The 22,331-nt window shown below is 66.1% G+C and carries 29 protein-coding genes; 15 read left to right on the forward strand and 14 right to left on the reverse strand.

The annotated features are described in order from the left end of the window. The first annotated feature begins 56 nt into the window (after positions 1-56). From CH268_RS05830 to CH268_RS05840, 3 genes are all read left to right on the forward strand, one after another. Positions 57-914 carry a hypothetical protein gene (locus tag CH268_RS05830; RefSeq protein ID WP_094653172.1) on the forward strand — a complete coding sequence of 286 codons (858 nt, stop codon included), beginning with the start codon at positions 57-59 and terminating at the stop codon, positions 912-914. A 549-nt stretch (positions 915-1,463) separates the two neighbouring features. Beyond that, positions 1,464-1,604, forward strand: a complete 141-nt coding sequence (locus CH268_RS27780; RefSeq protein ID WP_155289314.1) for a hypothetical protein — start codon at positions 1,464-1,466, stop codon at positions 1,602-1,604. A 48-nt stretch (positions 1,605-1,652) separates the two neighbouring features. Continuing rightward, on the forward strand, positions 1,653-2,663 hold the full coding sequence (locus tag CH268_RS05840; RefSeq protein ID WP_094662905.1) for a DUF4192 domain-containing protein: 1,011 nt from the start codon (positions 1,653-1,655) through the stop codon (positions 2,661-2,663). Between the two features lie 184 nt (positions 2,664-2,847). Here CH268_RS05840 and CH268_RS27785 read toward each other — a convergent pair whose 3' ends face one another. Next, a complete protein-coding gene (locus CH268_RS27785; RefSeq protein WP_176457856.1) occupies positions 2,848-3,018 on the reverse strand; it encodes a hypothetical protein in 171 nt (56 codons plus the stop codon). Positions 3,019-3,505: 487 nt separating this feature from the next. Between CH268_RS27785 and CH268_RS05850 the strand changes: the two genes are divergently transcribed. From CH268_RS05850 to CH268_RS05860, 4 genes are all read left to right on the forward strand, one after another. Next, positions 3,506-3,748, forward strand: coding sequence for a glutaredoxin domain-containing protein (locus CH268_RS05850; RefSeq protein ID WP_008719967.1), 243 nt, complete (start codon positions 3,506-3,508; stop codon positions 3,746-3,748). Between the two features lie 27 nt (positions 3,749-3,775). Next, entirely contained in the window at positions 3,776-3,907 is a 132-nt protein-coding gene (locus CH268_RS28150) for a hypothetical protein (protein ID WP_254924082.1), read from the forward strand. An 87-nt stretch (positions 3,908-3,994) separates the two neighbouring features. Next, on the forward strand, positions 3,995-4,591 hold the full coding sequence (locus CH268_RS05855; RefSeq protein WP_094662909.1) for a DnaB-like helicase N-terminal domain-containing protein: 597 nt from the start codon (positions 3,995-3,997) through the stop codon (positions 4,589-4,591). 86 nt (positions 4,592-4,677) lie between these two features. Continuing rightward, on the forward strand, positions 4,678-5,532 hold the full coding sequence (locus CH268_RS05860) for a hypothetical protein (RefSeq protein WP_094662911.1): 855 nt from the start codon (positions 4,678-4,680) through the stop codon (positions 5,530-5,532). A gap of 85 nt (positions 5,533-5,617) precedes the next feature. Here CH268_RS05860 and CH268_RS05865 read toward each other — a convergent pair whose 3' ends face one another. The 5 genes from CH268_RS05865 to CH268_RS05885 are packed head-to-tail and all read right to left on the reverse strand — an operon-like array spanning position 5,618 to position 7,815. Beyond that, complete coding sequence (locus tag CH268_RS05865) at positions 5,618-5,947, reverse strand: hypothetical protein (protein WP_008719961.1); 330 nt, start codon at positions 5,945-5,947, stop codon at positions 5,618-5,620. Continuing rightward, positions 5,944-6,363: a hypothetical protein gene (locus CH268_RS05870; protein ID WP_008719959.1), complete on the reverse strand. Its 420-nt coding sequence runs from the start codon at positions 6,361-6,363 to the stop codon at positions 5,944-5,946. Before CH268_RS05870 ends, CH268_RS05865 begins: the two co-directional genes overlap by 4 nt. Next, positions 6,360-7,172 carry a methyltransferase gene (locus CH268_RS05875; protein ID WP_094662914.1) on the reverse strand — a complete coding sequence of 271 codons (813 nt, stop codon included), beginning with the start codon at positions 7,170-7,172 and terminating at the stop codon, positions 6,360-6,362. Before CH268_RS05875 ends, CH268_RS05870 begins: the two co-directional genes overlap by 4 nt. 37 nt (positions 7,173-7,209) lie before the next feature. Further along, positions 7,210-7,392 (reverse strand): hypothetical protein, encoded by a 183-nt coding sequence (locus tag CH268_RS05880; RefSeq protein ID WP_042940224.1) that lies wholly within the window; start codon positions 7,390-7,392, stop codon positions 7,210-7,212. Between the two features lie 3 nt (positions 7,393-7,395). Next, complete coding sequence (locus CH268_RS05885; protein ID WP_042940223.1) at positions 7,396-7,815, reverse strand: hypothetical protein; 420 nt, start codon at positions 7,813-7,815, stop codon at positions 7,396-7,398. A gap of 192 nt (positions 7,816-8,007) precedes the next feature. Between CH268_RS05885 and CH268_RS05890 the strand changes: the two genes are divergently transcribed. Together CH268_RS05890 and CH268_RS05895 are read left to right on the forward strand one after the other, a co-directional pair. After that, positions 8,008-8,406, forward strand: coding sequence for a hypothetical protein (locus CH268_RS05890; protein ID WP_042940222.1), 399 nt, complete (start codon positions 8,008-8,010; stop codon positions 8,404-8,406). Continuing rightward, positions 8,406-8,759 carry a helix-turn-helix domain-containing protein gene (locus tag CH268_RS05895; protein WP_094653182.1) on the forward strand — a complete coding sequence of 118 codons (354 nt, stop codon included), beginning with the start codon at positions 8,406-8,408 and terminating at the stop codon, positions 8,757-8,759. The genes CH268_RS05890 and CH268_RS05895 overlap by 1 nt, the downstream gene beginning before the upstream one ends. 35 nt (positions 8,760-8,794) lie before the next feature. Here CH268_RS05895 and CH268_RS05900 read toward each other — a convergent pair whose 3' ends face one another. Next, entirely contained in the window at positions 8,795-10,135 is a 1,341-nt protein-coding gene (locus tag CH268_RS05900) for a pentapeptide repeat-containing protein (protein WP_094662916.1), read from the reverse strand. Between the two features lie 387 nt (positions 10,136-10,522). On the opposite strand from CH268_RS05900, the gene CH268_RS05905 reads away from it, so the two are divergent. From CH268_RS05905 to CH268_RS05920, 4 genes are read left to right on the forward strand one after another with little or no spacing between them, the layout of a single operon-like run. Then, positions 10,523-10,903: a plasmid mobilization protein gene (locus tag CH268_RS05905; RefSeq protein WP_094662918.1), complete on the forward strand. Its 381-nt coding sequence runs from the start codon at positions 10,523-10,525 to the stop codon at positions 10,901-10,903. A 26-nt stretch (positions 10,904-10,929) separates the two neighbouring features. After that, positions 10,930-12,624: a relaxase/mobilization nuclease domain-containing protein gene (locus CH268_RS05910; RefSeq protein ID WP_176457857.1), complete on the forward strand. Its 1,695-nt coding sequence runs from the start codon at positions 10,930-10,932 to the stop codon at positions 12,622-12,624. Between the two features lie 44 nt (positions 12,625-12,668). Next, on the forward strand, positions 12,669-13,412 hold the full coding sequence (locus CH268_RS27545; protein ID WP_141215092.1) for an adenylate/guanylate cyclase domain-containing protein: 744 nt from the start codon (positions 12,669-12,671) through the stop codon (positions 13,410-13,412). Further along, on the forward strand, positions 13,409-13,900 hold the full coding sequence (locus CH268_RS05920) for a Pycsar system effector family protein (protein ID WP_176457858.1): 492 nt from the start codon (positions 13,409-13,411) through the stop codon (positions 13,898-13,900). The genes CH268_RS27545 and CH268_RS05920 overlap by 4 nt, the downstream gene beginning before the upstream one ends. Before the next feature lie 94 nt (positions 13,901-13,994). Here the strand turns inward: CH268_RS05920 and CH268_RS28060 are convergent, their stop codons facing one another. Both CH268_RS28060 and CH268_RS05930 read right to left on the reverse strand, forming a co-directional pair. Then, positions 13,995-15,086: a hypothetical protein gene (locus CH268_RS28060; RefSeq protein ID WP_217900898.1), complete on the reverse strand. Its 1,092-nt coding sequence runs from the start codon at positions 15,084-15,086 to the stop codon at positions 13,995-13,997. Between the two features lie 138 nt (positions 15,087-15,224). Beyond that, positions 15,225-15,662, reverse strand: coding sequence for a hypothetical protein (locus tag CH268_RS05930; RefSeq protein WP_094662922.1), 438 nt, complete (start codon positions 15,660-15,662; stop codon positions 15,225-15,227). A 184-nt stretch (positions 15,663-15,846) separates the two neighbouring features. Between CH268_RS05930 and istA the strand changes: the two genes are divergently transcribed. Together istA and istB are read left to right on the forward strand one after the other, a co-directional pair. Continuing rightward, positions 15,847-17,565 (forward strand): IS21 family transposase, encoded by a 1,719-nt coding sequence (gene istA, locus CH268_RS05935; RefSeq protein WP_008720624.1) that lies wholly within the window; start codon positions 15,847-15,849, stop codon positions 17,563-17,565. Beyond that, complete coding sequence (istB, locus tag CH268_RS05940; RefSeq protein WP_006246577.1) at positions 17,562-18,371, forward strand: IS21-like element helper ATPase IstB; 810 nt, start codon at positions 17,562-17,564, stop codon at positions 18,369-18,371. The genes istA and istB overlap by 4 nt, the downstream gene beginning before the upstream one ends. Before the next feature lie 48 nt (positions 18,372-18,419). Here istB and CH268_RS05945 read toward each other — a convergent pair whose 3' ends face one another. The 5 genes from CH268_RS05945 to merA are packed head-to-tail and all read right to left on the reverse strand — an operon-like array spanning position 18,420 to position 22,269. Beyond that, the gene (locus tag CH268_RS05945; RefSeq protein WP_048472691.1) at positions 18,420-19,298 is read right to left on the reverse strand and encodes a cytochrome c biogenesis CcdA family protein; all 879 of its coding nucleotides are present in this window, start codon (positions 19,296-19,298) and stop codon (positions 18,420-18,422) included. A 3-nt stretch (positions 19,299-19,301) separates the two neighbouring features. Further along, positions 19,302-19,826, reverse strand: coding sequence for a TlpA family protein disulfide reductase (locus tag CH268_RS05950; RefSeq protein ID WP_006246580.1), 525 nt, complete (start codon positions 19,824-19,826; stop codon positions 19,302-19,304). Beyond that, positions 19,823-20,116, reverse strand: a complete 294-nt coding sequence (locus CH268_RS05955) for a hypothetical protein (protein WP_006246581.1) — start codon at positions 20,114-20,116, stop codon at positions 19,823-19,825. Before CH268_RS05955 ends, CH268_RS05950 begins: the two co-directional genes overlap by 4 nt. 31 nt (positions 20,117-20,147) lie before the next feature. Further along, entirely contained in the window at positions 20,148-20,807 is a 660-nt protein-coding gene (gene merB / locus CH268_RS05960) for an organomercurial lyase MerB (RefSeq protein ID WP_006246582.1), read from the reverse strand. Positions 20,808-20,844: 37 nt separating this feature from the next. Next, the gene (merA, locus tag CH268_RS05965; protein WP_006246583.1) at positions 20,845-22,269 is read right to left on the reverse strand and encodes a mercury(II) reductase; all 1,425 of its coding nucleotides are present in this window, start codon (positions 22,267-22,269) and stop codon (positions 20,845-20,847) included. Between the last annotated feature and the right edge of the window lie 62 nt (positions 22,270-22,331).

Below are 22,331 nucleotides of genomic sequence, written 5' to 3' on the forward strand. Positions count from 1 at the left end.
CCGTTGCCTCACTGAAACCCACCGACCGAAGCAGGATCCACGTGCCTAGACAGCCTATGCAGCTGATCGACTCTCTCCTCGCACCGGCTGCGTCATATTTCGATGTAGCGACCGAGTCGTATCGCACACTACCTCGCGAAGATCGCACAAAACTGAAGAGCTCCGTACGAATCTGGGGTGGCGATCTCAGCGACAGCGAGGTACCCGACGAAAAAGTCGACACGCATCAGTACGGACCTCAAATGCCACCCTTCGACGACATGTGGCTCGAGTTCGAAAGCATTGCGCCGTTAGCCCCCTCACTTGCTGTCCGGCTCCGCCACCACGAACTGCTCTTCGGAGGTACTCGATATATCCAACGTGACCTCGAGTTCTGGGTCATGGTCGAACGGGAATTGATCAAGACAGCGTTCGAGGCGGCCTTTTACGTCGACCCGCAGCGCCTCGATCAAGATCCCACCTCTGACGTTTGGATGACCGTCGACGGTATCCGCCGCAAACTCTCAGCAGGCGAAATGTTGCGGGACAGGCGCGATCAGTTGCAGCGCGAGGTTGCAATGAACCTGATGCGAGCAACTATGACCGCGGTTGGGTTGATGAACTGCAAGAACGTCACGGTCGAGCGCCAAGCGCCCGTCGGGTCGCGCTCCTCAAACAAGAACGTCCGCAAAACGGCCAAACTCGACTTCCACACCATCCACCTGCCCGGCTCGACCTCGCCGGGCCTATCGCTCGGCAACTCCAGCTACGGACCGATCTCCCAGCACCGAGTTCGTGGTCACTTCAAGACCTTCACAGCGGAAGCACCGCTTATGGGAAAGCATGTCGGCACGTACTGGTGGGGATGGCAAATACGAGGTAAGGCCGCCGACGGCATCGTTGTCGGTGACTACCGACTCGATACAACGACATAGATCCGACAACGCCAGTCAACCACGGAGGCCGCAACATACGAATACCCCTGATCCAGCAACGACAACCACGAGCTACCGCGACACCGAGCGTCGTCACCCTTCGTCGCTCCCGCACAATCACCTCACAGCCGTACCCCACACCACGCCGCCGTAGAGCACCAGCTCCGGCGGCGTTCCGCGTCCCACCACCCGAAGCCGGCCACGTTTACAAGCAGGCCCTGGCGGGCCACACGCACCCCTACGGGCTGCACCGAACCGAACTCCGCTTCGCTCCGCACTCACAAGAGCGAAAAGAATCAATTTCTTTCGACGTAGGTGGCTTCTCCGAGCATCCATCACCCGTGCCCGCCGGCTCAACCCCTCGCTCCGCTGCGCTACGGCCAAGGCTCCGAACACTTTTCGTCCCGTAGTCGCTGCGCTCCCACGAAAACTGTCCGGCCGATGGGTTGCCCCGTCGTTCCCGTGCGCTGGTTTCTCTCCCCAGCCACCACGGCGAAAGAAAATTGGCAGGGCGAAGGTCCGGCCGCCAGTCGAGAGGAACAGGTCACCATGCGAGCACAGCACCCCACCACCGCCGACGAAATCGACATCATCGTCCACCGAAACGGCAGCCGCAAAGTCCGGCGGACCGTCAAACGCGCCAGCGCACGCCGCGACCGCCGCACCGCCCGCCGCGAACTCCGCCACTGAAAACAGCGCTACCCCAACCACACCCGCACACACCGAAAGGCTTTCGCCATGACCCAACATCGCATGTCCCTCACCACCGCCGCCGACACCCTCGCCGCCATCCCCGCCCTGCTCGGCTTCACCCCCGACAACTCCGTCGTCATCATCGCCCTGGCCGACGACGGCAACGGCTCGCATCTCGTCGCGCCCACCGCCCGCGTCGACGCCCACCAGGCAGAAGCCGCCGCAGGCATCATCACCGACGCGCTCACCCGGCAGGACACCCCCGTCACCGCCGTCATCCTCGCCGCCATCGCAGACACCACCCACGCAGGCGCAGCCCTGCTCGGACTCGACGCCATCCGCGACGCGCTCGCCGCCGCCGGAATCCGCACCATCCGCGCCCTGCACACCTACAGCCTCACTGCAGGAACGACCTTCACCGACCTCGACCGCTTCACCGACGGCACCATCCCCGACCCCGCCACCACCGAGCTGGCGACCGCCCGCACCGCAGACGGTGCCGTCATCGCTGCATCACGGGCCGACCTCGAGGCCCGATACGCCCCCACCACGGAGATTCCCGAATCCCTTGCCCTTGCCGCCGCCGCCACGATGGGCGCCGATTTCCTGCCCGTCACCTTCGACGAGCTCGCCGCCGTCATCCACGCCCGCGAAATCCCCAGTGCCGACCTCACCGCCCGCGTCGGCCTGGCACTGGCGACCGGGCACCTCGAAGTCCGGGACGCGTTCCTGGCCCTGTCCATCCACGGAGACGCCGACGCAGCCGACGCGTTCACCCGCATCGCCGCCCCGCTGCGCGGCAACGCCCGCGCGAACGCTCTCACCATCGCCGCCTACTTCCTGTACTGCACCGGCGACGGCGCAGCAGCTCACGCAGCACTACAGGCCGCCGAACGCACCGCCGAACGAGCCAACGTCCCGCTGCCGAGCCTGACGGGAATTCTCCTCCGCGTCCTCAACGCCGGAATGCCACCGGAAGAGGTCAGGGGGATCGGCGCAGTCATCACCCCCGACTACATCGCCGCCCACATCGGCGCAGTGCAGAGCTACACCTGACACCCGCCGCCGAGCGTGGCCACCGGTTCGAGGTGGCCACGCCCGGCAGTCGCAGGTCGCGGGCGCGGGGCCGGTGCATCGGGCATCGAGCCCTCACACCGACAAACGCGCCGCCCGCAGCAACGACAGAAGAGCAGGCGGGTGCGGCGAGGTCAGGCGTGGCAGAGAAAGAGCGGAACAGCGCTCAGAGGGACGTCGGATCGGCCGGCCACACCATATCGACGTCAGCGGCGGGCGGACGGGTGTCCTCGACCCGAACACCGGCGACGATCGCATCGAGCGCCAGATCCGACGGCGGCGGCTCAGCGTTCACCACAGCTTTGGACAAGACATGTTCGATCCGCGAGCGCTCCATACCCCAGCACCCTACCGACCAGCACGAACACAACTACGGCCACGAGCTCCGCGCCACGACGACAAAGGGGAGGTTCTTTTCGGTCCGTCTGACTGCGCAACGAGAATGCATCACCCGTCGTCTCCCGGATCAACCCCTGGCTCCGCTCACGCTTCGGCCCACAGGGCGGCCCAGCACGACTGTTCGCCCGACCCGCACTCGCTGCGCTCCCTGGCGAACACTCGCACCGGCCAGGCATTGACCGTCGACGCCGTGCGCCGCCGTCTCTTCTCCGCGCCACCCGTAAGCGAAAAGAACGCAATAAAGGCAGCCCGATACACGTATCCACACCCGTTTTCGAGGGTCCCGTCGGGCACAGCGATGAGTAAGTACAAAACATCGAAAAACGTTATAAGACAACGCAAATGACTGTCTTTGCACCTGGTGCAAAAGCTATTTGTGACGTAGAATAGAAGCCAATAAGAACAATTCCGAGAAGGAGGCAACCATGTCGATCACCGTGTACACGAAACCGAATTGCGACCAATGCGATGCAACGAAACGACGGCTCGACAAGCACGGTCTCCAATACCGAATCGTCGACATCACCGAAGACGACACCGCCCGCCACTTCGTCACCTCCGAGCTCGGCTACCTCCAAGCGCCCGTCGTGGTCGTCGACCGAAGCGACGGTGACCGCGAAGACTGGTCCGGTTTCCGAATCGGCCGACTCGACGCACTCGCAGCCTGACACCCCCACCGACACAGGAGAACCGCCATGCACCTCGTCCCCGCCTACATCCCCGACGCCGACTACATCGACCGCCAGATCGATGCCGAACTCGCAGCAGAGCGCGACACCGAACAGAACGACACCCCGTACGGCGACGCCGAGCAAGTCGCATCGTGACCACCCCCGAAGGCGTGGCCGCTGGTAATCCCGTATCCGTTCACGACGACTTCTGACCCGACACCGACACGAACGCGAGGCCCGACGATGAACGCACTACGCGCAGTCCCCACACCCGGCGACGACCCGGCAGCGCAGGCACGCGCGGACCTCGCACCCGTCGAGGACCTCGGCACAGCGGTCGAACCCGGCTACGACCCGGCCACCGACCCCGAAGCGATGCTCCTGTGCGCCCTGATGGACGTGCGTAACCAGAGCGCCGATGGAACCGACATCGAGCGGATCACCAGCACGCTTACTGCGGCGGACTTCGAGGATCCCGCGCACGCACGCATGTACGGCCACATCGTCGACCTCATCACCGCCGGCCAACCCCACGACTTCGCCTCCGTCACCGGTGCACTCATCCGCTCCGGAGCCGACGGAGCCAGAGACGCTCCGCTACGCAAACGCCTCATGGGCATCGTCACCGCCGGCGCGCACTCCGTCGCGGCCGTGCACTACGCCGACAACGTCCTGTCGCAGTCCTACCGCCGCAGCTTCCACATCGCGGGCCAACGACTGGCTCAGGCCGCCGAAGAGGCACCCGAAGCTGATCTGTTCGACTTTATGGTCGAACTCGGCACCCGGCAGCGAGCAGCGTTCAACAGGCTTAACAACTTTCGGCAACCACCGATCTCCTGAACGAACCCGCAGGGATACCGGTCGGCGCGTCGACGATGCCGGGGGCACTACGGTGCTCTGCGGGCCACAATCGAAAGACGAGGACAGTGACAGAGACAGGTGAGCACGCCGAACGGCCGCCACAGGGCGCGCCGGACCGCACGAACGCACCCCCGACCGGTGCCGCTGTCGATGCGGGTCTGCCCGTCCACGTCCGCGAGCAGATCGCTGCTGTCGTCGACGCGTCCGGCGACCTCGAGCGCGTCCCGACCGGTAGCGGCGCGTTGACGGTGCAGGTGTGCTCGGCATCGGACACTTCGTACGACGCCGCGACGTGGAGCACCCTGGGCACCTACCGCGCTGCGGACGCGGCAACCTTGGCCGAACGGCTGCTCGACGCTCTCGGGGACAGTGCGAACATCGGCACCGACCTGGGAGTCCTCATCGTCACCCACACCCACACCGACACCCTGGAGGCACCGGCCATGACTGCACCCACCGCCGACGGAACCCGCGCGCCGGCCGCCCCGCTGCTCACCCTCGACCTCGCGAAAGCCGACGTGCTCGACGACGACTTCGAGTGGCCCGAACCGGGCAGCGCGCAGGCATTGTGGACTCCGCACTGGCTGCTGCAGGCCGCGATCAACTCCGGGGCCGTCACCTACGACCGGCGACTATGGGGCGAGCTCGCACTGTCGGCCGAGTTCACCGCCCCGAACCGGCACGAGCTCCAATTCGTGATCACCTACGAAATCGACGGCGCACCGAACATAGTCGACGGCGACACCACCGACTACCCCGCCGACTTCAACGAACTCTCCGACGAGGAACAGAACGCCGTCCCGTCGACGCTGGTCCCGAACCCGGAGACCGCAGCGTCGTGGCTGACGTACCTCGTCGACGCCTTCAACGCCGTGCACGCGAGCACCGACAAGCTCGTCCGCGGCTGGCCCCAGCACTAGTTCCCCGCCGGACAGCAGAAAGCCCCGACCATCATGCGTGGTCGGGGCTTTCTGATGTCTCGCGGACCGATTCAGGTGGCGTAGGTCAGTCCTGGCGGATGGTGCGCAACAGCTGAGCGAGCGCGAGCGCGGTGATCGGATCGTCGAGCGTGGGCGCGGCTGCGACGACCAGCGCGAGGTCGCCCGAGTCCTGCACCGCGTCGAGCAGGTTCAACGACGCGTCGACGGCAAAGTTCGCCCCTGAAATGTCGTTGATGATCGCCAGCAGCTCGGCGAACCGCGACCCGGTCTCCACCGGAACGGCGGCGTGCAGCATCTCGAACGCGGCCACCGCTTCCGGTGAGCGCAGTTCGGCGAGGATCGCGAGTTCGATGCTGTCGAGGTCGGACAGGGCGGGGGAGTCGGGTGTGCTCATGGTGTGGGTCCTTCGGTCGGTGCGTCGCCGGTGGGCGGCGAGGTGGGAGGGACGAGAGACAGTCGGGCCACCGCGGCTTCGGCGATCCCGAGATGTCCGGCGACGGTGTCTATGGGGTGGGTGGCCACCAACCCGGTGATCAGATCGCGATGGATCAGGGCAGCGAGGCGGTGCTGATGGGACAGGTAGGCGAGCAGTTCGGCGGTGAGCAGTGCCGCACCGGTAGGTCCGCCGTAATCGTGCGCCCAGTCCTCGCCGTCGCGTTCGGGGGCGTACAGCAGCGAGTCCGGGGCGCTGAGAACCTTGTCGAGGATCTCCGAGGTGATCCCGCACGCCTGCAGGCGCTCGATCACCCCGGGGATCTCGGCGGCGGTGCGGTGCCCGACCAGGCTGAGGTGCCACTGGATATCGATCACGCCACTGCGCCCGATTCGTCGTCGAACGACCGGCGGGTATGGCTTTCCAGTACATGCAGCTCGGCAGTGAGGCCGACTGCGCATTCGACGTCCGCCACCGGATCGAGGGCCGCGATGTTCGCCCGCAGTTGCGTGATCCGGGTGTAGCGGGCGACAGCGGCGGCATCGGCGTCGTCGACCTCCACCGGGTGTTCGACGACGAGCCTGCGTTGCCCGGGCACTGTCTTCACGGTCGCGTCGCTGTGGCCACCGCTGCGCATCGTGATCTCGCGAGCGAGAGCGCCGGCGAAGATGTGCGCCGAGTGAGCGGGGAAGTCGCCGGCCACCGTGTTCGAGTCCGGCAACGGATCGGGACGAGTCGACCGCACGGTGACGTCGATCAGGTCGGCCGGGTCGACGCCGGGAAGCGGCTCGATCGGTGTGGCGGTCCAGACCTTGATTGCGGTGGTGACGTAGCCCGGTGGCGGCAGTTCCGCCGAGCGGACACCCGCTGCGTAGGCCGGCATCGACGCCAGAGCACACGCAATCTCGCCGGGGGTCCCGATGAGGCAGAGCGAGTCGTCGACGGTCTGGGTGAACGTCGCGGCGACGGTATCGACCTGGTGGAGGTCCGCGACGGTTTCGGCTTGGCTCACCGCGAACCGTGCCGCCGTGGAGGGGGAATGGAAGTGCCCGCGGGTGTGTACGAACCCGGGATCGCCGTGTTGGTCGAGGGTGGAGATCTCGACTTCGATCAGCGTACGAGTCGAGGGCGCGGCTGAGGGGGACTCTGCGGCCGGCTGGAGTGAGTGGGGATCGGTGGTGTCCATGAGGGTCTGCCTTCGAGAGGTCCGGGCAAGGAAGCGGTTATGCGAGGGCGACGAGCGCGGGTGCAGCGAGTCCGCACACCGCAGCGGCCGCAGACAGGGCGGTGGTGGTTCGATCCATCGGCTCGCAGCTATCGGCGAGAGCCAGGCGTAGCCCGGCTGCTCCTGCTGCGATGACACCGACGAACACCAGAACCCAGGTAGAGCCGACCAGGTACGTCATCGGTCAGCTCGCGTTCGGGTAGCTCTCACCCGGCGAGTTCTGCTCGGCGTCCGTACCGGTCGACTCGGCAGCGTCGGGCTCGGTCTTCGCCGGTGACGACGGCTGCAGCCGCGGGGGCCGAGGCGACGTCTTGGTAGCCGCAGTGGTGGCGGTCTTCTTGCCGGCGACGGCGGAGGTGGGGACTTTCAGCCCGGCCTTGCGGAGCTCGGGGGCGGACCAGCCGCCGTCGAGCGCGGCTTTGATCGCGGCAAGCTCAGTCGCGGCAGCGGTGCGTTCGGCGGCTTGCGCTTCGGCGACCTTCGCGGCGGCGGCGGCTCGCTCGTTCTGCGCTTGGACAATCGCGTCGATCAAACCGAGACGGGCATCGAGAGCAGCCTGTGCAGCGGCGCGAACAGTGTTGGGATCGAGAGGGGTGAGCGACATGTGTGGGACCTTTCGGAGACGGCGTGCAGCGCGCGCGAGAGAGTGGCGCAGCGCTGAGTGACAACGCGGTCTCGGGCGGCCCACACGCCGTCCGATATCCGAGGGCAACGCTATCGAATCGGCCCGACAGATGCACGCCACAGACGGCGCTATACCTTGCGCGGTATATGCCGTGCACGGTATACTCGGGTGGTGGACGTTGATGCACCGGAAGAGTTCTTCGACTGGCTCGATCGAGTGGAGGCGAAGGCCGACGCCGGGGATGCTGCGTCGGTGCGGGTCCTCGCTCGGGTGACCGATGCATTGGTGCAGTTGCGTGAGCTCGACGGCGTTCCGGTGGAGGATCGGCCGGACCTCAAAAGGGTGCGGCAGTCGAAGAAGTTTCCGGTGTGGCGCACGGCGCATCCGTTCGATGCGCAGATTGCGCTGCGGTTGATCTGTTGGTTCCCGCCCGGCAGTAGCTCGGTGGTGGTGGCGTTGTTCGCGGCCGACAAGGCGCGGATGGGTGATGTGTTCTACGACGGTGTCGGCGCGAGGGCCGATGTCGCGATCGAGCGTTGGTTGCGGGAGACCGCGGAAGGGGAGCAGTGATGAGCGAGAGCGAGAAGAAGTCGTTCCGGCGTGCGAACGACCGGATCGAGCAGTTGCGCACCAAGCCCGCGATTGCGGAGACGGTGCGCGAGTTCGCGGCCGAGCGGGAGACGATGAACCGGGTGTACGCCGAGGGGTTGGCGGACATTCGTAAGGCCGGCAACCTCACGCAGGTTCAGATGGCTGCGTTGCTCGGGACCAATCAGGGTGCGGTGTCGCGGATCGAGGGCCGCGACGATCTGTTGCTCTCGACGTTGCGGCAGTACCTCGCTGCGACCGGTGCTGTGCACCCGAAGATCGTTGTGGAGAAAGATGGCGTCGAAATCGCGTTGGACCTCGACGCCTTCGCCTGACGGCTGCGGTGCTCGACCAGGCTCGGGGTCGGCGGTCAGTCTCCCGGTGTGGTGTCTGCTCGTAGCGTGACGAAGCCGGGGAGGTTATTGCTCCCGTCGGGCCACGTTGTTTCGGCATCGACCTGCACGTCATGGAATGTCGTCGTGTCCGTGAATCGAGCGCGGGAAAAGTTGGTGCCACGTAGGTCCGCGTTGTCGAAGCAGACCTCGTTGAGGTTGCATCCGGAGAAGTCTGCTCCGCCCAGTCGTGCGCCGGCGAAGTCCGCGAAGTCGAGGTCGGCTCCGACGAACTTTGCACCGATCAGCCGCGCCCGATGGAACACCGCTGCGCCGCAGGTTGTGCCGCGAAAATCAAGGTCCCTCATCCGAGCGCCAGCAAAGTTGACGCCGTCGAGGTGCGCACCGGTAAGGGTGGCTCCGATTAGGTTCGCGGTTGTCAGGCGTGCGCTGTTCAGCCACGCATTTGTGAGTACTGCATCGCTCAGATCGGCGCTGTGCAGCCGGATGCCCTTGAGGTCAGCGTCGATCAGGTCGGTGCCGACGAGGAACGCTCCAGCGAGGTCGACTGAACCCAGCGATGCGTTGGGGAGTTTGGCTGCGGAGAGGTCGAATTTCGATCCCTGCCAGGTTGGGTTGTTCTGATACTCGGGAAGGAACGTTGTGTGTGTCTGGATGAGCTCCACGATCGCCGTGCGGACACGCACCTCTTCGTCTCGCAAGACATCGGCGAGGGCGGGAAGGTCCTCCGGCGAAATACGCGAGAGCATGGTGAGTTCGTTCGCGGTGTCGTTGCGTAGGTAGGCGCACAGCAGGTCGATGCAGACCTGCCGTTCGGTGATCGCGGCGGTGAGCGGGTGAAGGGCGGCCCAGTCGTCTGCGAGTGATCCGAGTGAGAACACACCTGCCAGCCGTACAGGTGCGGCGGCGTCAGCGAGTTGCGCGGCGGCCGTGGCGAAGCGGGCGCGGAGGTCGTGGATCGTCTCCCGGAGATGGGCTTGTTCGCGTGCAGTAAGCAGTTCATCCATGCGGGCGCGTTCGGCATCCGACGTCGCGATTCGTGAGGTGGTCAGTTCATCGAGTCGAGCTAGCTCGTATTTGTCGGTCTGCTTGCGGTCGAGCGCTGCATCGTCTCGTCTGTCGCGTTCGATCGCGATGTTGTGCTTGCGTTCGAGATGACCGTTGAGAAAGGCGAGCCCTGCGCTGAACAGAACGGCCGCCCCGCCGAGGCCGGCGACTGTCCCCGGTTGGGGTGAGGCAAGCGCGATCCAGAGCACCAGGCCGACTGCGATCGATATAGCGGCGATGACCACGGCGACGGGAAACGTCGCTCCTGCCGGCGATGGCCGGCGATCGGGATCGGTGGGCTCGATGCTCATCTGTTCATCATGCTCGGATTTCAGGCGCGGTTGCCCCCAACTGTGGATCGGACTTTCGTCCTCATGTGGATGTCCGAGAGTTCCCAGGCCGCTCCGCTCGATCTCAGGCACCCACAATCGGGTCCGAGTCCACAACCGGGGACAACCGCCGGCCGCGCACCGTCGGCGCGGGAAATCGGAACTCGCGGCGCTCGTCCTGAGCGTCTTTGCTGGTGACCCACTGCGCAGGCTCCGCGAGCCACCAGCGTGCCTTCGGCGGAGCAAGCTATAACTTAGGTGCCCTAAGTGTGGATTTCCTGACGGAAATCTGACACGCTGATCGCGTGGTCCCCAGGTCTGGGGTCGCTGCGCTGGGCCGAAGTGAGGTACGGACGGGAGGAGCGGGTGATGGCAGAACGCAAAGCGGGGTGGCTGCGCACCCGTCAGTCGAACGTCGTCGGCGGCCGGGAGTACCGCCACGTGGTAAAGCTGACCGCCGAGCAGGAGCTGGCGGTCCAGGCGGCTGCCCGCGTGCAGGGTGTGACGGTTGCCCGTCTGTTGATCGACTCCGCTCTCAAAGCCCCACGTTCGACTGTGTCGCGTGAGGATCTGACGGAGTTGTTCGCCGCGACCAAGCTCATCGCAGCTCTCGGACGGAACCTGAACCAGCTCGCGAAAGTGGCGAACGCGACGGGCGAGGTGCCACCGGAAACCATGGCAGCGATCGCGGCGGTGCGGCAGGTCTTCGATCGGGTGAACCGGTTGCCGCGCGATCTGGTGGGACGTTGATACCGAACATCACTCGGGGCGCGAAGATGACCGGACTGGTGGTTTATCTCGCCGGTCCTGGCAAGTCGAACGAGCACGAGAACCCGCACGTGGTAGGCGGGCACGAGAGCATCGTGTTCGCCGCGCCGGTGGGCGAGCTGTCGCACGAGGACGCCATCGCGTTAGCGGGTGAACTGGACACTGCGCGTGTGGTGTTCGGTACCGAGGTGTCGGTGACCAGTCGACGCAAGATGAACGCTGCCATCGACGACGGTGTCCCGCGATCGGTGGCGTTGGCCGACGCCACATCGGATCAGAACGTGTGGCACTGCTCGCTCTCGCTCAAGCCAGAGGAGGGTGAGCTGTCGGACGAGAAGTGGGCGACGATCGCGGCCGACTTCATGAAGGAAATGGACTTCGACGACGCGGACTCACCACGGGCCCCGGCTCGCTGGGTGGCGATCCGGCACGGCAAGACCAAGGCCGGCGGCGACCACATTCACATCGCGGCATCCGCTGTCCGCGAGGACGGTACGAAGGTCAATACGTTCAACGACCGGAAGCGGGCGCAGGCCGCGTGCAACACCCTCGAACACCGGTACGATTTGGAAGTTCTGCAGTCCCGCGAACAGCAACTCGGCGGCCGCGGAACCAAGCCCGCCGAGCAGGGCCGTGCTGACCGAGCGCACCTGCCGGAGACCGGTCGAGATGTATTGGAGCGCCGAGTGCGAGCCGCAGCTACCGCCTCGAAGACCGAAGCAGAATTCGTGCGTCGACTACGGGGCAGTGGGGTGCTGGTGCGGCCACGATTCACCAAGGGAACCACCGACACTGTCGAGGGCTACTCGGTGGCGTTGCGACCCAATCAAGGCGAGGGCCCGGTCGCCGCTGTTTGGTACGGCGGAGGAAAGCTGTCGAAAGACCTGACGCTGCCGCGCCTGCGCAGCGAATGGGACACCACCACCGAAGAATCGGCGAACGCCGTCGACGAATGGACTGCAGCCAAAGCAGGGAAGCCCGCCAAGCGGAGCGGACCGGAAGCTGTCGTGGCCGATCCGAAACTGCTCGCGCGAGCAGCGGAAGACCTCGAACGGTGGAACGAGTACCTCACGAGCATTCCGGTCACCGATCGAGCGCAATGGGCACGTGCGGCAGGCCGGACCTCTGGGGTGTTCGCAGCATGGTCGGCGAAGGTCGAGAATCGTCCCGGACCACTCGCACATGCATCCAAGCAGCTCGCACGCGCGGCGCAATTGCCCGCACACCAACGCGCCGCAAAGCCGGCCGGGGTGGTGTCGGCCGGCGGAGCGGCTTTGATCGTCATGGCGTGCAAACCAGGTCTCGACGCCACCACCGGATACATCCTGCTGCTGCGGCAATTGATGAAAGCAACCGAGGCCATCGCGGCCGCGTCACGCGCGGCCGGTAACGCCGAGTACGCACACGACCTCGAGATCGTCACCCGGGAAAGACTCAGTGAGGTACACACCCGACTCGAAGGCATCGAGCTCCCTTCGGCTGCGGATGTCTACCGCGAAGGCACGGCGGCCGAAGTAGATGCAACACGGGCGGCGTACACCGTTGACGAGCTCACGGACGCAGAATCCGCCCAGCGCGTGGCGCAAGTGATGGCCCCACCACCGTCGGCAAATACGCCAAGCAAACCGCGTACCAGCGAACAACCTCGCCGGGTTCAGCCCAAGAAACCTAAGAGGGAACGAGACTCAAGGGACGGACGGTAAGACCGCCCGCAGGACAGCGGCCGGTACGAGACGGAGGACCCGCGTTGAGCTTCAAATCGGACCTAGAGACCCAAGTCGACAGCCTCATCAATACGCCATTCAAGATTCGTGATGGCCGTGTGATCCCTACAAGCAGCTCGATAGGGCCGCACGACTACGTTGCGCTTTCCGATGTCGCGTACCTGTACACCGACATGGCGGACTCTTCCAGCATTCCGAGCCGCTTCGAGTACGACGAAGGTGCTCGCATACTGCGTGTATTTCTTACAACCGTATGCCGAGTGATCAGAGACCGAGGTGGTGAAATTCGGAGTTTCGACGGGGACCGAGTGATGGCAATGTTCAAGGGTGACGATGCCGCCAACGACGCGGTGGACGCGGGTCTGAGAATCAACTGGGCAATTTCGGTGCTCGCCCATGATGCGCTCACCCTGTACGAGCCGTACTGGAACGAGTTCTTGGAGAACGACTGGAAGTTGCGTCACCGAACCGGTATCGATATTGGGTTCGCGCACGTAGTGAGGGGCGGAGTGCGCGATCACAACGACCTGGTGAGTATCGGCCACGCGCCCAACACCGCCGCAAAGCTGAGCGACTACAAAGATGGTGGCGCAACCATCATCACCGATGATGTCTATGAGCTGCTCAGTGAGAAAAATCTTCGTAGCGAAAATTCTGAAAAGAAGGACGGCGTTGTCCGCGATATGTGGCAACACAAGGGCTATACCAAGATCGGTTCACGTATCGAGAACGTCTACACGTCCACGTGGTGGCGATCCTATTCATGAGCGCTGATCCGATCGAAACAGCTTGGAAGATCCATGCCGCACTGGTCGATTGGACCGGCAAGGTGGATACCAAAGCTTCGTTCGCGCTGACAATCGAGTCGGCGCTACTCGGAGGGGTAGTGGCGTTATCCGGCGATGGCCGCGTCTTCCATGATCTTGCTGGGGCCTCGGTCGTCTGGTACGTCCTGGGCGTCTTCACGCTTGCGTTGAGCGTGCTGTGCGTTGTCCTGGTTGTTCGACCTCGATTACGCAGGGGAGGACTCCAGTCCGAAGCGCGTGGAAATTTCGTCTACTTCGGTCATCTAAGGCACCTAGACGCCGCTGCGGTACAAAATCACCTGGAGACGTCGGACCTACTACCGGTGCTCTCTAAGCAGCTGGTCGAGATGAGCAAAATTGCGTGGACGAAGCATCGCCTGGTGCAGGTCTCCATGAGTCTCGCACCTGTTGGTGTGCTCTTTCTCGTGATCTCGTCCCTGTGTGCGTAGGTGACTCAACAATCAGATTGCGAAACGAAGATAGCGGTCGAAGCGACGTCGTGGCTTGGGTTGCACCAGAACTGTCGTGATCGAGTTGTTTTGGCTAGATTGCCGAGCCTGTCGAAGGGGGTGGAGGCACTATGTTTACCCGTCGTCGCACGATGAGCGGTGCGCCGTCGGGACCCTTGATGTGGGCCTCCACCCAGCGGCGTCGACGTTCATGTCGGTCCGGTCCGTAGCGGTAGGTGTGCCAGTGACCGCGGACGATGTGTCGATTCTTGAGTCGCCCTTCCTGTCCAATCGTTTCGGCAGGAGTGGCAGATCCCCGGTAGCTCAGATGGCGTACGACGGTTTCCACCCTGCGCCCTCGGCTGTGGGTGCGTTTGGACAGAACAGTTTCGTCGCTGGTCGTCAGGTTGGATCGTTCCATCCGTAGTAGGTCCGTGAACGCCATCAGGACGCGGATGAACAGGGCTGGATCGTCCCAGCAGAAGATATTTCGGAAGCCTTCGGGGGCTTGGGGAACATGCGGTGGCTGGGTGAGGAACCCCCAGCCTGCGCTCAGACCGGGCGGAGCATCGTCGGCTGGCTCACCGATGTCCATGGTCATGGATTGAAGGGGCATGTGGAGGGCGCGATCGGTGCCCCACCCTGCTTCACCGTTCTGGAGCAGGAATGCTTCGAGGCCAGCGGCGGTCGCCATCTGGATGCCGACGCTGTTGGAGGACGTGGGATCGCTGTCTGTGTGCCAGAGCAGGTAGAACGATTCCTCGGGTACGGCCGCACCGAAATACGCGAACCCGCTGGGGGACGGTAGATCGGCCACTGTCGCGGGGACGAGGTCGGCAGGCTGTGCCGATGCCTCCTGCACGAGGGCCGACGCTTCAGGCGATGCGTAAAAGGTCTCGCCACTGACTGCGCCGGAGGTAACCGAAAGCGCCAGCCGTACAGCGAAGTTGCTGTACCGCTCGAATCGTTCTTCCTCGCTCAGCTGTGGTTGCGGGTGGTCCCATCTGGGTGCCATCTGCTGGTGGTAGCGCAGCACATCGTCCAGCCGCGGTCGTACAACCGCGTCGAGGCCGTCGAGTAGAGCCGGTACATGCTTGGGCAGCGGCGATCGAACCGCCCGCACGGCAGCTTGGGGCGGGGACGGGAACACATCATCGTTCGGACGACCGATGAAGTAGCCGGTCATGGTGGTACCTCCGCTGGTGAGCAGTCGAACCGAGAGTTGATACGCGCGTTGCGATGAAGATTGTGGCAAAGCGCTCTGACACGAGACTGCCCACTTCGAAGCTCGAAGTGGGCAGTCGTGTTCGTTCCGAGTTCGCGTCTACGGAGCGATCCAGATGTAGTTCGATACGGCGAATGCTCGCTGGGGGAGTACGGAGACGGTCACCCAGCTTGCGCCGAGTCCGGCGTCGACGGTGATGGTGGCGGGGCCTCCGTCGAGGGTGTGTTGTGCGGAGTGGGTGAACGGTGCGATGCCGTTGACCCAGTCGACCTGGATTGTTGTTCCGCAGCCCGGACGTGCCCCGAGGTCTCCGCGGGGTGTGGCGGTGATGGTCAGCTGGCCGGGGTGGGCTCGGTCGGTAGTGCGGTCGATGTGGATGGGTCCGTTGCAGCCGCCGTTGTCTCCGACGGTGACGATGTCGTCGCCGGTCAGGCTCGGGGTTGCAGGAGGCACGTCTGCTGCTGCTAGACCGGTCCCGCCGATCAGTGCTGCGGCGGTAATGGCGGCGGTGGCGACAGTGCGGGTGATGGTGTTCATGGGATCTCCTGTGTTGGATGGGTGTTTGGCGGTGACAGTCTGATTCGGGACCAGTGTGACGGTCTGATTCGGGACCCACCCGGGCTTCGGCGTGGCGTCGTGACGGCTTGATCTGGACCCACTTCCGTGGCGTCAGGAGGACCCGCATCCAGCGGTCCTCGCGGCACCGGAAGTGGGTTTCGGGATGAGGGTGCGTGTGGAACTGTTCGCTGCGATCCGTCGGGACGCCCGGGTCGAGGGCATGTCGATCCGAGCGCTCGCACGCAAGCACCAAGTCGGACGCGGCACCGTTCGCCGGGCCCTCACGTCCGCGGAACCACCGCCGCGGAAGACCCCGGTGCGTTCCTCGCCCCGGTTGGATCCGTTCAAGTCGGCCATCGACGACATGCTCCGCGCCGACCTTGAGGCGCCGCGGAAGCAACGGCACACCGCCCGCCGGATCCACGTCCGCCTCATCGAGGAACACGACGCCATTGAGGTGTCGTACTCGACGGTTCGCGACTACGTCCGCATCCGCCGCACGCAGATCGGCCTCGAAGCTGGCCGCCGGGTCGAAGTCATGATCCCCCAGGAGCACGCGCCAGGCGCAGAAGCAGAAGTCGACTTCGGCGAGCTCTACGTCATCCTGGCCGGGGTGAAGACGAAGGTCTTCCTCTTCACATTCAGGTTGAGTTACTCCGGGAAGGCGGTGCACCGGATCTACGCCACCCAAGGCCAAGAGGCGTTCCTCGAGGGCCACATCGCCGCGTTCAACGAGATCGGCGGCATCCCCGCCCGGCACGTCCGGTACGACAACCTCACCGCCGCAGTCACCCGGGTCGTCAACGCGCGCGGTCGTGAGCGGGTAGAGAACGACCGCTGGGTGCTGTTCCGCTCTCACTTCGGGTTCGACGCGTTCTACTGCCAGCCGGGCATCGCCGGGGCACATGAGAAGGGCGGTGTGGAAGGCGACGTCGGCCGGTTCCGCCGCCAGCACCTCGTGCCCATGCCCGTCGTCGACTCGCTCGACGAGCTGAACGAGAAGGTCCGTGCCTTGGACGCCGCCGACGACCGCCGACGGATCTCGTCGCGGATCCGGACCGTCGGCGAGGACTTCGCGACCGAACGCGAGAACCTCGCGCCGCTCCCGGTCGAGGGGTTCGACCCCGGGCTGATGCTGAACCCGATGGTCGACCGCTCCGCGATGATCACCGTCCGCATGGCCCGGTACTCCGTCCCGGCGCGGTTCATCCACCGCCGCGTCCGCGTCTCCTTGCGCGCATCCGAGGTCGTCGTGTTCGACGGCCGACTCCAGATCGCCCGGCACGCCCGCGTCATCACAAGGGGTGGCCAGTCGGTGAACCTCGACCACTACCTCGAGGTGCTCAAGGGTAAGCCGGGCGCATTGCCAGGCTCCACCGCGTTGGCGCAGGCCCGCGAATCGGGGGCGTTCACGCCTGCGCATGAGGCGTTCTGGGCGAACGCCCGCAGGCGGCTCGGGGATGCGGTCGGCACCCGGGAACTGATCGACGTGCTCCTACTGCACCGCGCCATGGCCGCCGACGAAGTCGAAGCCGGGCTGCTCGCCGCAGTGAGCGTCGGTGCAGTCTCAGCTGATGTGGTCGCGGTCGAAGCACGCCTGCACACCACCCTCGCAGCGCCCACCGGGGCCAGTTCAGACCGTCATCCCGTTGCGCAGCCCAGCGATGGCGAACGACGAGATGGCGACGCCAAGCGCAGCCGGAAGGTCGTGTCCCTCACCGAACGCCTGCTGCTCGACCCGGCCGCGGTCATCGCCGGCCTCCCGCCCGACACCCGGCCGCTGCCGTCGATGGAGAAATACCAGCAACTGCTCGGCCGCCGCACCGGCACCGACCACCACCCCGACCCGATGAGTCCCGATGAGAGCGGAGCACCCCGATGAGCACAGTCACCAGCGTGACCACCACCTTGCGCCGCCGCCGCGGCCTGACCGAGGAAGCCGCCGTAGCGGCGGTCGACCAGGCCTGCCGGAGGCTCCGGCTCCCGACCATGCGGGCCCTGCTTGGCGACGCGGTCGCGGCGGCGAACAAGGACCAGTTGACCTACACCGGATTCCTCGCCGAGCTGCTCCTGGCCGAGTGCGACGACCGCGACCGTCGGTCCACCATCCGGCGCGTGAACGGCGCCGGGTTCCCGCGGAGCAAGTTCCTCGCGGACTTCGACTTCGACGCCAACTCGAACATCAACCCCGCCACCATCCACCAGTTGGCGACCGGCGAGTGGGTGCGGAAGGGCCAGCCGCTGTGCCTGATCGGGGATTCCGGCACCGGCAAGTCTCACCTGCTCATCGGCATGGGGACCGCAGCCGCGGAAAAGGGATTCCGGGTAAAGTACACCCTCGCCACGAGGCTGGTGAACGAGCTTGTAGAAGCAGCCGATGAGAAGCAGTTGGCCCGCACGATCGCTCGTTACGGCCGCGTCGACCTGCTCTGCATTGACGAGCTCGGCTACATGGAACTGGACCGCCGCGGCGCCGAACTCCTCTTCCAGGTCCTCACCGAGCGAGAGGAGAAGAACAGCGTGGCAATCGCGTCCAACGAGGGCTTCGCCGGCTGGACCAAGACCTTCACGGACCCGCGCCTGTGCGCGGCCATCGTCGACCGCCTCACCTTCGGCGGCAACATCATCGAAACTGGTACCGACTCCTACCGGCTGGCGTCGACCCGGTCAGGGAACGCGTCGCGGTGACGCAATCAACCGAGCCTGTTTCGTGCGCACGCCGCACCCGGTGGGCTGTCACTGCGTGCTGTCCCGCGTGGTCATCGGGCGCCCCCGAAGGATCCGGCGGCGTCGCTGGAGAACCCCGAGCGCCAGCACTACCAGCGCAGACGCGGCAGCGAGCGCGCCGATGAGTGTCGCCCGTGTCTGGATCCAGCTGGAGACCACCGCGGAGACGTCAGTGAGTCCGCCACCACGGCCCGCGGCGACCGGGGCGTCGCTGGTGGCCGCCGGGTACCAGTACCAGGCCAGATAGGCGCCGGTGAGCAGCAGGACGACAGCGGTGACCCGTGGGCCATGGCGGGCCAATCGCGCGACGTGGCGGGTGAGTCCGCTGCCTGCCGCGGCGGTGGCCAGGGCGAGCAGCAGCAGGACGGTCGCCGAGCCAGCAGCGTAGACACCGAAGACGAGCAGGAGCCCGGCATAGCTGTAGGTGGCCTGCGCCTGCGCGATGACCGCGAGGATCACCCCGAACGTGCACGACAGCGAAGCCAGCGCGTAGCCGACCCCAAACGCAGCCATCCGGGCAGTGGGTGGGAGTCCCGCGGCTGCCCGGCCGGGGATCCGAGGCACCCGCACCGAGACCGAGCGTCCGGCTAGCATCCACAGGCCGAGAACCACCAGCAGGATGCCGACGGCCAGGCCAAGCGACGGCGCGGCGCGAATCAGCCCTCGGGCGCCGGCGCTGACTACCAGGCCAGCTGCCGCGAGGGTGCCGGCGAACCCCACCGCCAACACGAGACCGGCCCGCAGCGCCCGCAGCAGCCGCACCGGGACCGTTGAGGCATCGGTGTCGCCGAGGGTGTGGGTGATCCAGGCCGGGAGTAGCGCGAACCCGCACGGGTTCACGGGCGCGACCATGCCGGCCGCGAAGGCGAGGGTGAGCAGTCCGCCCATGGGTCAGGCTCCGGCCTTTGCCAGTTCGGCGGTGATCGTCGCGGCGTCGGGGTCGGTGGCGCGGAAGGTCACCGTGCCGTCGGCGTCGACGACGATCAGGGTGGACAGAGCGGCCACCTCGAATCGCCGGGAGAGTGCCGCGCCATCGTCGATTGCGGCCGGTACGTGTTCGGCGTCGACGGACTCCATGAAGTCGCCGATCAGGGCCTTGGATTCGCCGGGGTCCATGTCGACGGCGAGGAAGCTTGCCACGGTGCCGGCGTTCTCGGCGGTGGTGGCGGCCTCGCCGAGGGACCGGACGCCGTTGACGCATTCGCCGCACCCGACGGAGAAGAAGAACACCGCGGTGGGCTTCCCGTTGGCGGGCAGGCTGATCTGCTGGCCATCGACGCTGGTCACGGTGGCGGGTGAACCGGAACCGGCGGTCGCGGGGTCGGCACTGTTGCCGCAGGCGGTCAGGGTCAGCGATCCGGCGGCGAGTACGGCGGCGATCGAGAGCGCGGCGTGGTGGCGGCGGGTGATTCTCATCGGTTCTGCTCGTCCTTCGGGTCGACGTTTTCGTTGGTGGGCATGGGCGGGCAGCAGCCGTGGCCGGCGGTGCCGCCGCCGCGGCGGGAGATGGCAATCAGCGCGAGGATCGCCAGGGCGATCCCGGCGCCGATGACCCACGGGTTGCGGAGGAACGCGCCGATACCGGCGATCGCGCCACCGGCGATGAGGATGGGGAGCAAGGCGCAACAGGCGACCATGAGCAGCGCGGCGCCGGCTCCGAGGAGCAGGCCGCTGCCTCCCGGGCGATCGTCGTGGTTGGACATCATCGGTGTTCTCATTCCCTTCAGTGGGTATGGGTCAGCAGCAGCTGTGGCTGTCGTCGGCCGCGGCGGGCGCCTGGAGGCGGTTGAGCAGGCCGGTGGCGAGGGCGGCCCCGATCCGGCACGCCTCGGCCACCGGGACCACCTCCGCGCCGGGGTGCTCGGCCAGCCAGCCCGCGGCGTCCTCGGGGGAGGTGAAGTAGTGCACCTGGTTGCAGAAGGAGGAACGGATCGAGGTGATCTGCTCCGGGTTCACCAGCGACACCACCGCGGTGGGCGGATCGACGCTGGTTGCACCTTCTGTGGGGTCGACGTTGACCCGAACCGGCTCGCCGCTGACCGGGGAGGCCGACTCCACCTTTGCCGGGCGGTCCAGCAGGGCGGGGAAGATCAGCGTGTCCAGCGCACACCAGGTGTAGAGCTCCTCACCGGCCACGGTGAACCGGTGCGGGGTGGGGCGCAGGGTGAGGCCCTGGCCGATGATCCGGCCCTGATCGTCGTACTCGGTGTCCGGCACCGCCGCGAGACCGCGCCGTACGTCATCGAGGGTGCGGCTCGCAGCCGCGGCGAGTTGCTCGACGGTGACGGGGTCGCCGTCGACGAGCAGCCGCAGCAGCGGGATCAGCAGGCCGGCGTCAAGGCCGGTCTCCTCGGGTCGGGTGAGTCGTTGGGGCAGTTGGGTGCTGAGGTCCGACATCGCGGATGCCTCCTTCGTTGAGTGGGGTGGGTGCGGGTCAGGCGCAGCAGGAGAGCTTGGAGACGTCGGTGGTGAAGGCCTTCGCGACGATCCGGATGCCCTCGGTCATGGTCAGGTAAGGCGCCCAGGCGTCGGCGACCTCGGCGATGGTCTTGCCGATGATGTGGACGCCCGCGGCGGCCAGTTCGCCGGCGTCCTTGGCGACCGCGGTCAGGCCGAGGATCTCGCCGGTGTCGGCGTTGGCGACCATCTTGATGAAGCCGCGGGTGTCCCGGTTGACCAGCGTTCGCGGCACGTATTCCAGCGGGAGCACCCGGCAGTCGCAGCGGATCCCGGCCGCGAGGACTTGGGCCTCAGTCATCCCGACTGCGCCGATCGCGGGACTGGTGAACGTGACCCGGGGCAGCCGCATGTAGTCCACCGACCGCTCGGCGTCGGTGAAGGCGTTCTCGGCGACCACGGTGCCGTGGTGGGCGGCGACATAGACGAACTCGGGGTGCCCGGTCACGTCACCGGCCGCCCAGATCCGCGGGTTGGAGGACTGCAGCTGGTCGGTGACCACGATCTCGCCGACCTCGCCAGTCTTCACCTCGACCGCGTCGAGGTTGAGCCCGTCGGTCACCGGTCGGCGGCCGAGAGCGACCAGAACCTCGTCGGCGCGGAACTCCTGCGCGCCACCGGAGACGTCCGCGGTCACCACCACCTGGCCGGTGGCGGCGTCGCGGGTCACGCGGGTCGGGACCGCTCGGCGGACCACCCGGATGCCCTCATCGGCGAAGACCTCCTGCAGCGCCTTGGAGACCTCCGACTCCTCCTTCGACGCGAGCCGGGACCGAACCAGCAGGGTCACCGTCGACCCGAGCCGGGCGAACAGCTGCGCCTGCTCCAGGGCCACGTAGCCACCACCGAGCACCAGCAGCGAGTCGGGGACCTCGGTCAACTCCATCGCCGTAGTCGAGGTCAGGTACCCGGCCTCCTCCAACCCTTGGATCGGCGGGGCCCAGGGACGGGACCCGGTGGCCACCAGGTACTGCGCTGCCTCGATGGTCTCGACGCTGCCATCCGCCGCGGCGACCTCGAGCAGGGGCGAATCCGGAGTGCCGGCGAACGCGGCGTTGCCGCGGCGGACCTGCCAACCGTAGGAGTCGGCGACGTCGACGTACTTCTCACCCCGCAGGGCCTCGACGAGATCCTGCTTTCCGCCGATCAGGGCCGGCATGTCCACCGCGCCCGCGACGCTGGCGATGCCCGGGAACCGGGTCGGCGCGTCCGCGGCCACGTGCCGGGCCTCCGCGGCTGCGATCAGTGCCTTCGACGGCACGCAGCCGGTGTTCACACACGTGCCGCCGAACGTGCCACGCTCGACCATCACCACCGACTTGCCCAGAGAGGTCGCACGAATGGCCGCCGCGAACGCACCGCCGCCGGATCCGATGATCGCGAGGTCGTACCTGGTCTGCATCCCGATTCCTCCCAGAACTGTTGGGAAACGCTCCTGATGCAGCGATACTGGACCTTCCAGTA

Source organism: Rhodococcus sp. 06-1460-1B, assembly GCF_002258475.1.
Classification (GTDB): Bacteria; Actinomycetota; Actinomycetes; order Mycobacteriales; family Mycobacteriaceae; genus Rhodococcoides; species Rhodococcoides fascians.

Bases quoted from the DNA above. Each gene is read 5' to 3' on its own strand.
- CH268_RS28150 (WP_254924082.1), top strand. From the start codon at position 3,776: ATGCACCTCGTCCCCGCCTACATCCCCGACGCCGACTACATCGACCGC.
- CH268_RS05910 (WP_176457857.1), top strand. From the start codon at position 10,930: ATGACCGGACTGGTGGTTTATCTCGCCGGTCCTGGCAAGTCGAACGAG.
- CH268_RS05945 (WP_048472691.1), bottom strand. From the start codon at position 19,298: ATGGGCGGACTGCTCACCCTCGCCTTCGCGGCCGGCATGGTCGCGCCC.
- CH268_RS05955 (WP_006246581.1), bottom strand. From the start codon at position 20,116: ATGATGTCCAACCACGACGATCGCCCGGGAGGCAGCGGCCTGCTCCTC.
- CH268_RS27785 (WP_176457856.1), bottom strand. From the start codon at position 3,018: ATGGAGCGCTCGCGGATCGAACATGTCTTGTCCAAAGCTGTGGTGAAC.
- CH268_RS05900 (WP_094662916.1), bottom strand. From the start codon at position 10,135: ATGAGCATCGAGCCCACCGATCCCGATCGCCGGCCATCGCCGGCAGGA.
- CH268_RS05830 (WP_094653172.1), top strand. From the start codon at position 57: ATGCAGCTGATCGACTCTCTCCTCGCACCGGCTGCGTCATATTTCGAT.
- CH268_RS27780 (WP_155289314.1), top strand. From the start codon at position 1,464: ATGCGAGCACAGCACCCCACCACCGCCGACGAAATCGACATCATCGTC.
- merA (WP_006246583.1), bottom strand. From the start codon at position 22,269: ATGCAGACCAGGTACGACCTCGCGATCATCGGATCCGGCGGCGGTGCG.
- CH268_RS05855 (WP_094662909.1), top strand. From the start codon at position 3,995: ATGAACGCACTACGCGCAGTCCCCACACCCGGCGACGACCCGGCAGCG.
- CH268_RS05840 (WP_094662905.1), top strand. From the start codon at position 1,653: ATGACCCAACATCGCATGTCCCTCACCACCGCCGCCGACACCCTCGCC.
- CH268_RS05920 (WP_176457858.1), top strand. From the start codon at position 13,409: ATGAGCGCTGATCCGATCGAAACAGCTTGGAAGATCCATGCCGCACTG.
- CH268_RS05875 (WP_094662914.1), bottom strand. From the start codon at position 7,172: ATGGACACCACCGATCCCCACTCACTCCAGCCGGCCGCAGAGTCCCCC.
- CH268_RS28060 (WP_217900898.1), bottom strand. From the start codon at position 15,086: ATGACCGGCTACTTCATCGGTCGTCCGAACGATGATGTGTTCCCGTCC.
- CH268_RS05895 (WP_094653182.1), top strand. From the start codon at position 8,406: ATGAGCGAGAGCGAGAAGAAGTCGTTCCGGCGTGCGAACGACCGGATC.
- CH268_RS05880 (WP_042940224.1), bottom strand. From the start codon at position 7,392: ATGACGTACCTGGTCGGCTCTACCTGGGTTCTGGTGTTCGTCGGTGTC.
- CH268_RS05885 (WP_042940223.1), bottom strand. From the start codon at position 7,815: ATGTCGCTCACCCCTCTCGATCCCAACACTGTTCGCGCCGCTGCACAG.
- istB (WP_006246577.1), top strand. From the start codon at position 17,562: ATGAGCACAGTCACCAGCGTGACCACCACCTTGCGCCGCCGCCGCGGC.
- CH268_RS05930 (WP_094662922.1), bottom strand. From the start codon at position 15,662: ATGAACACCATCACCCGCACTGTCGCCACCGCCGCCATTACCGCCGCA.
- CH268_RS05950 (WP_006246580.1), bottom strand. From the start codon at position 19,826: ATGAGAATCACCCGCCGCCACCACGCCGCGCTCTCGATCGCCGCCGTA.
- CH268_RS05905 (WP_094662918.1), top strand. From the start codon at position 10,523: ATGGCAGAACGCAAAGCGGGGTGGCTGCGCACCCGTCAGTCGAACGTC.
- CH268_RS05865 (WP_008719961.1), bottom strand. From the start codon at position 5,947: ATGAGCACACCCGACTCCCCCGCCCTGTCCGACCTCGACAGCATCGAA.
- istA (WP_008720624.1), top strand. From the start codon at position 15,847: ATGAGGGTGCGTGTGGAACTGTTCGCTGCGATCCGTCGGGACGCCCGG.
- CH268_RS05850 (WP_008719967.1), top strand. From the start codon at position 3,506: ATGTCGATCACCGTGTACACGAAACCGAATTGCGACCAATGCGATGCA.
- merB (WP_006246582.1), bottom strand. From the start codon at position 20,807: ATGTCGGACCTCAGCACCCAACTGCCCCAACGACTCACCCGACCCGAG.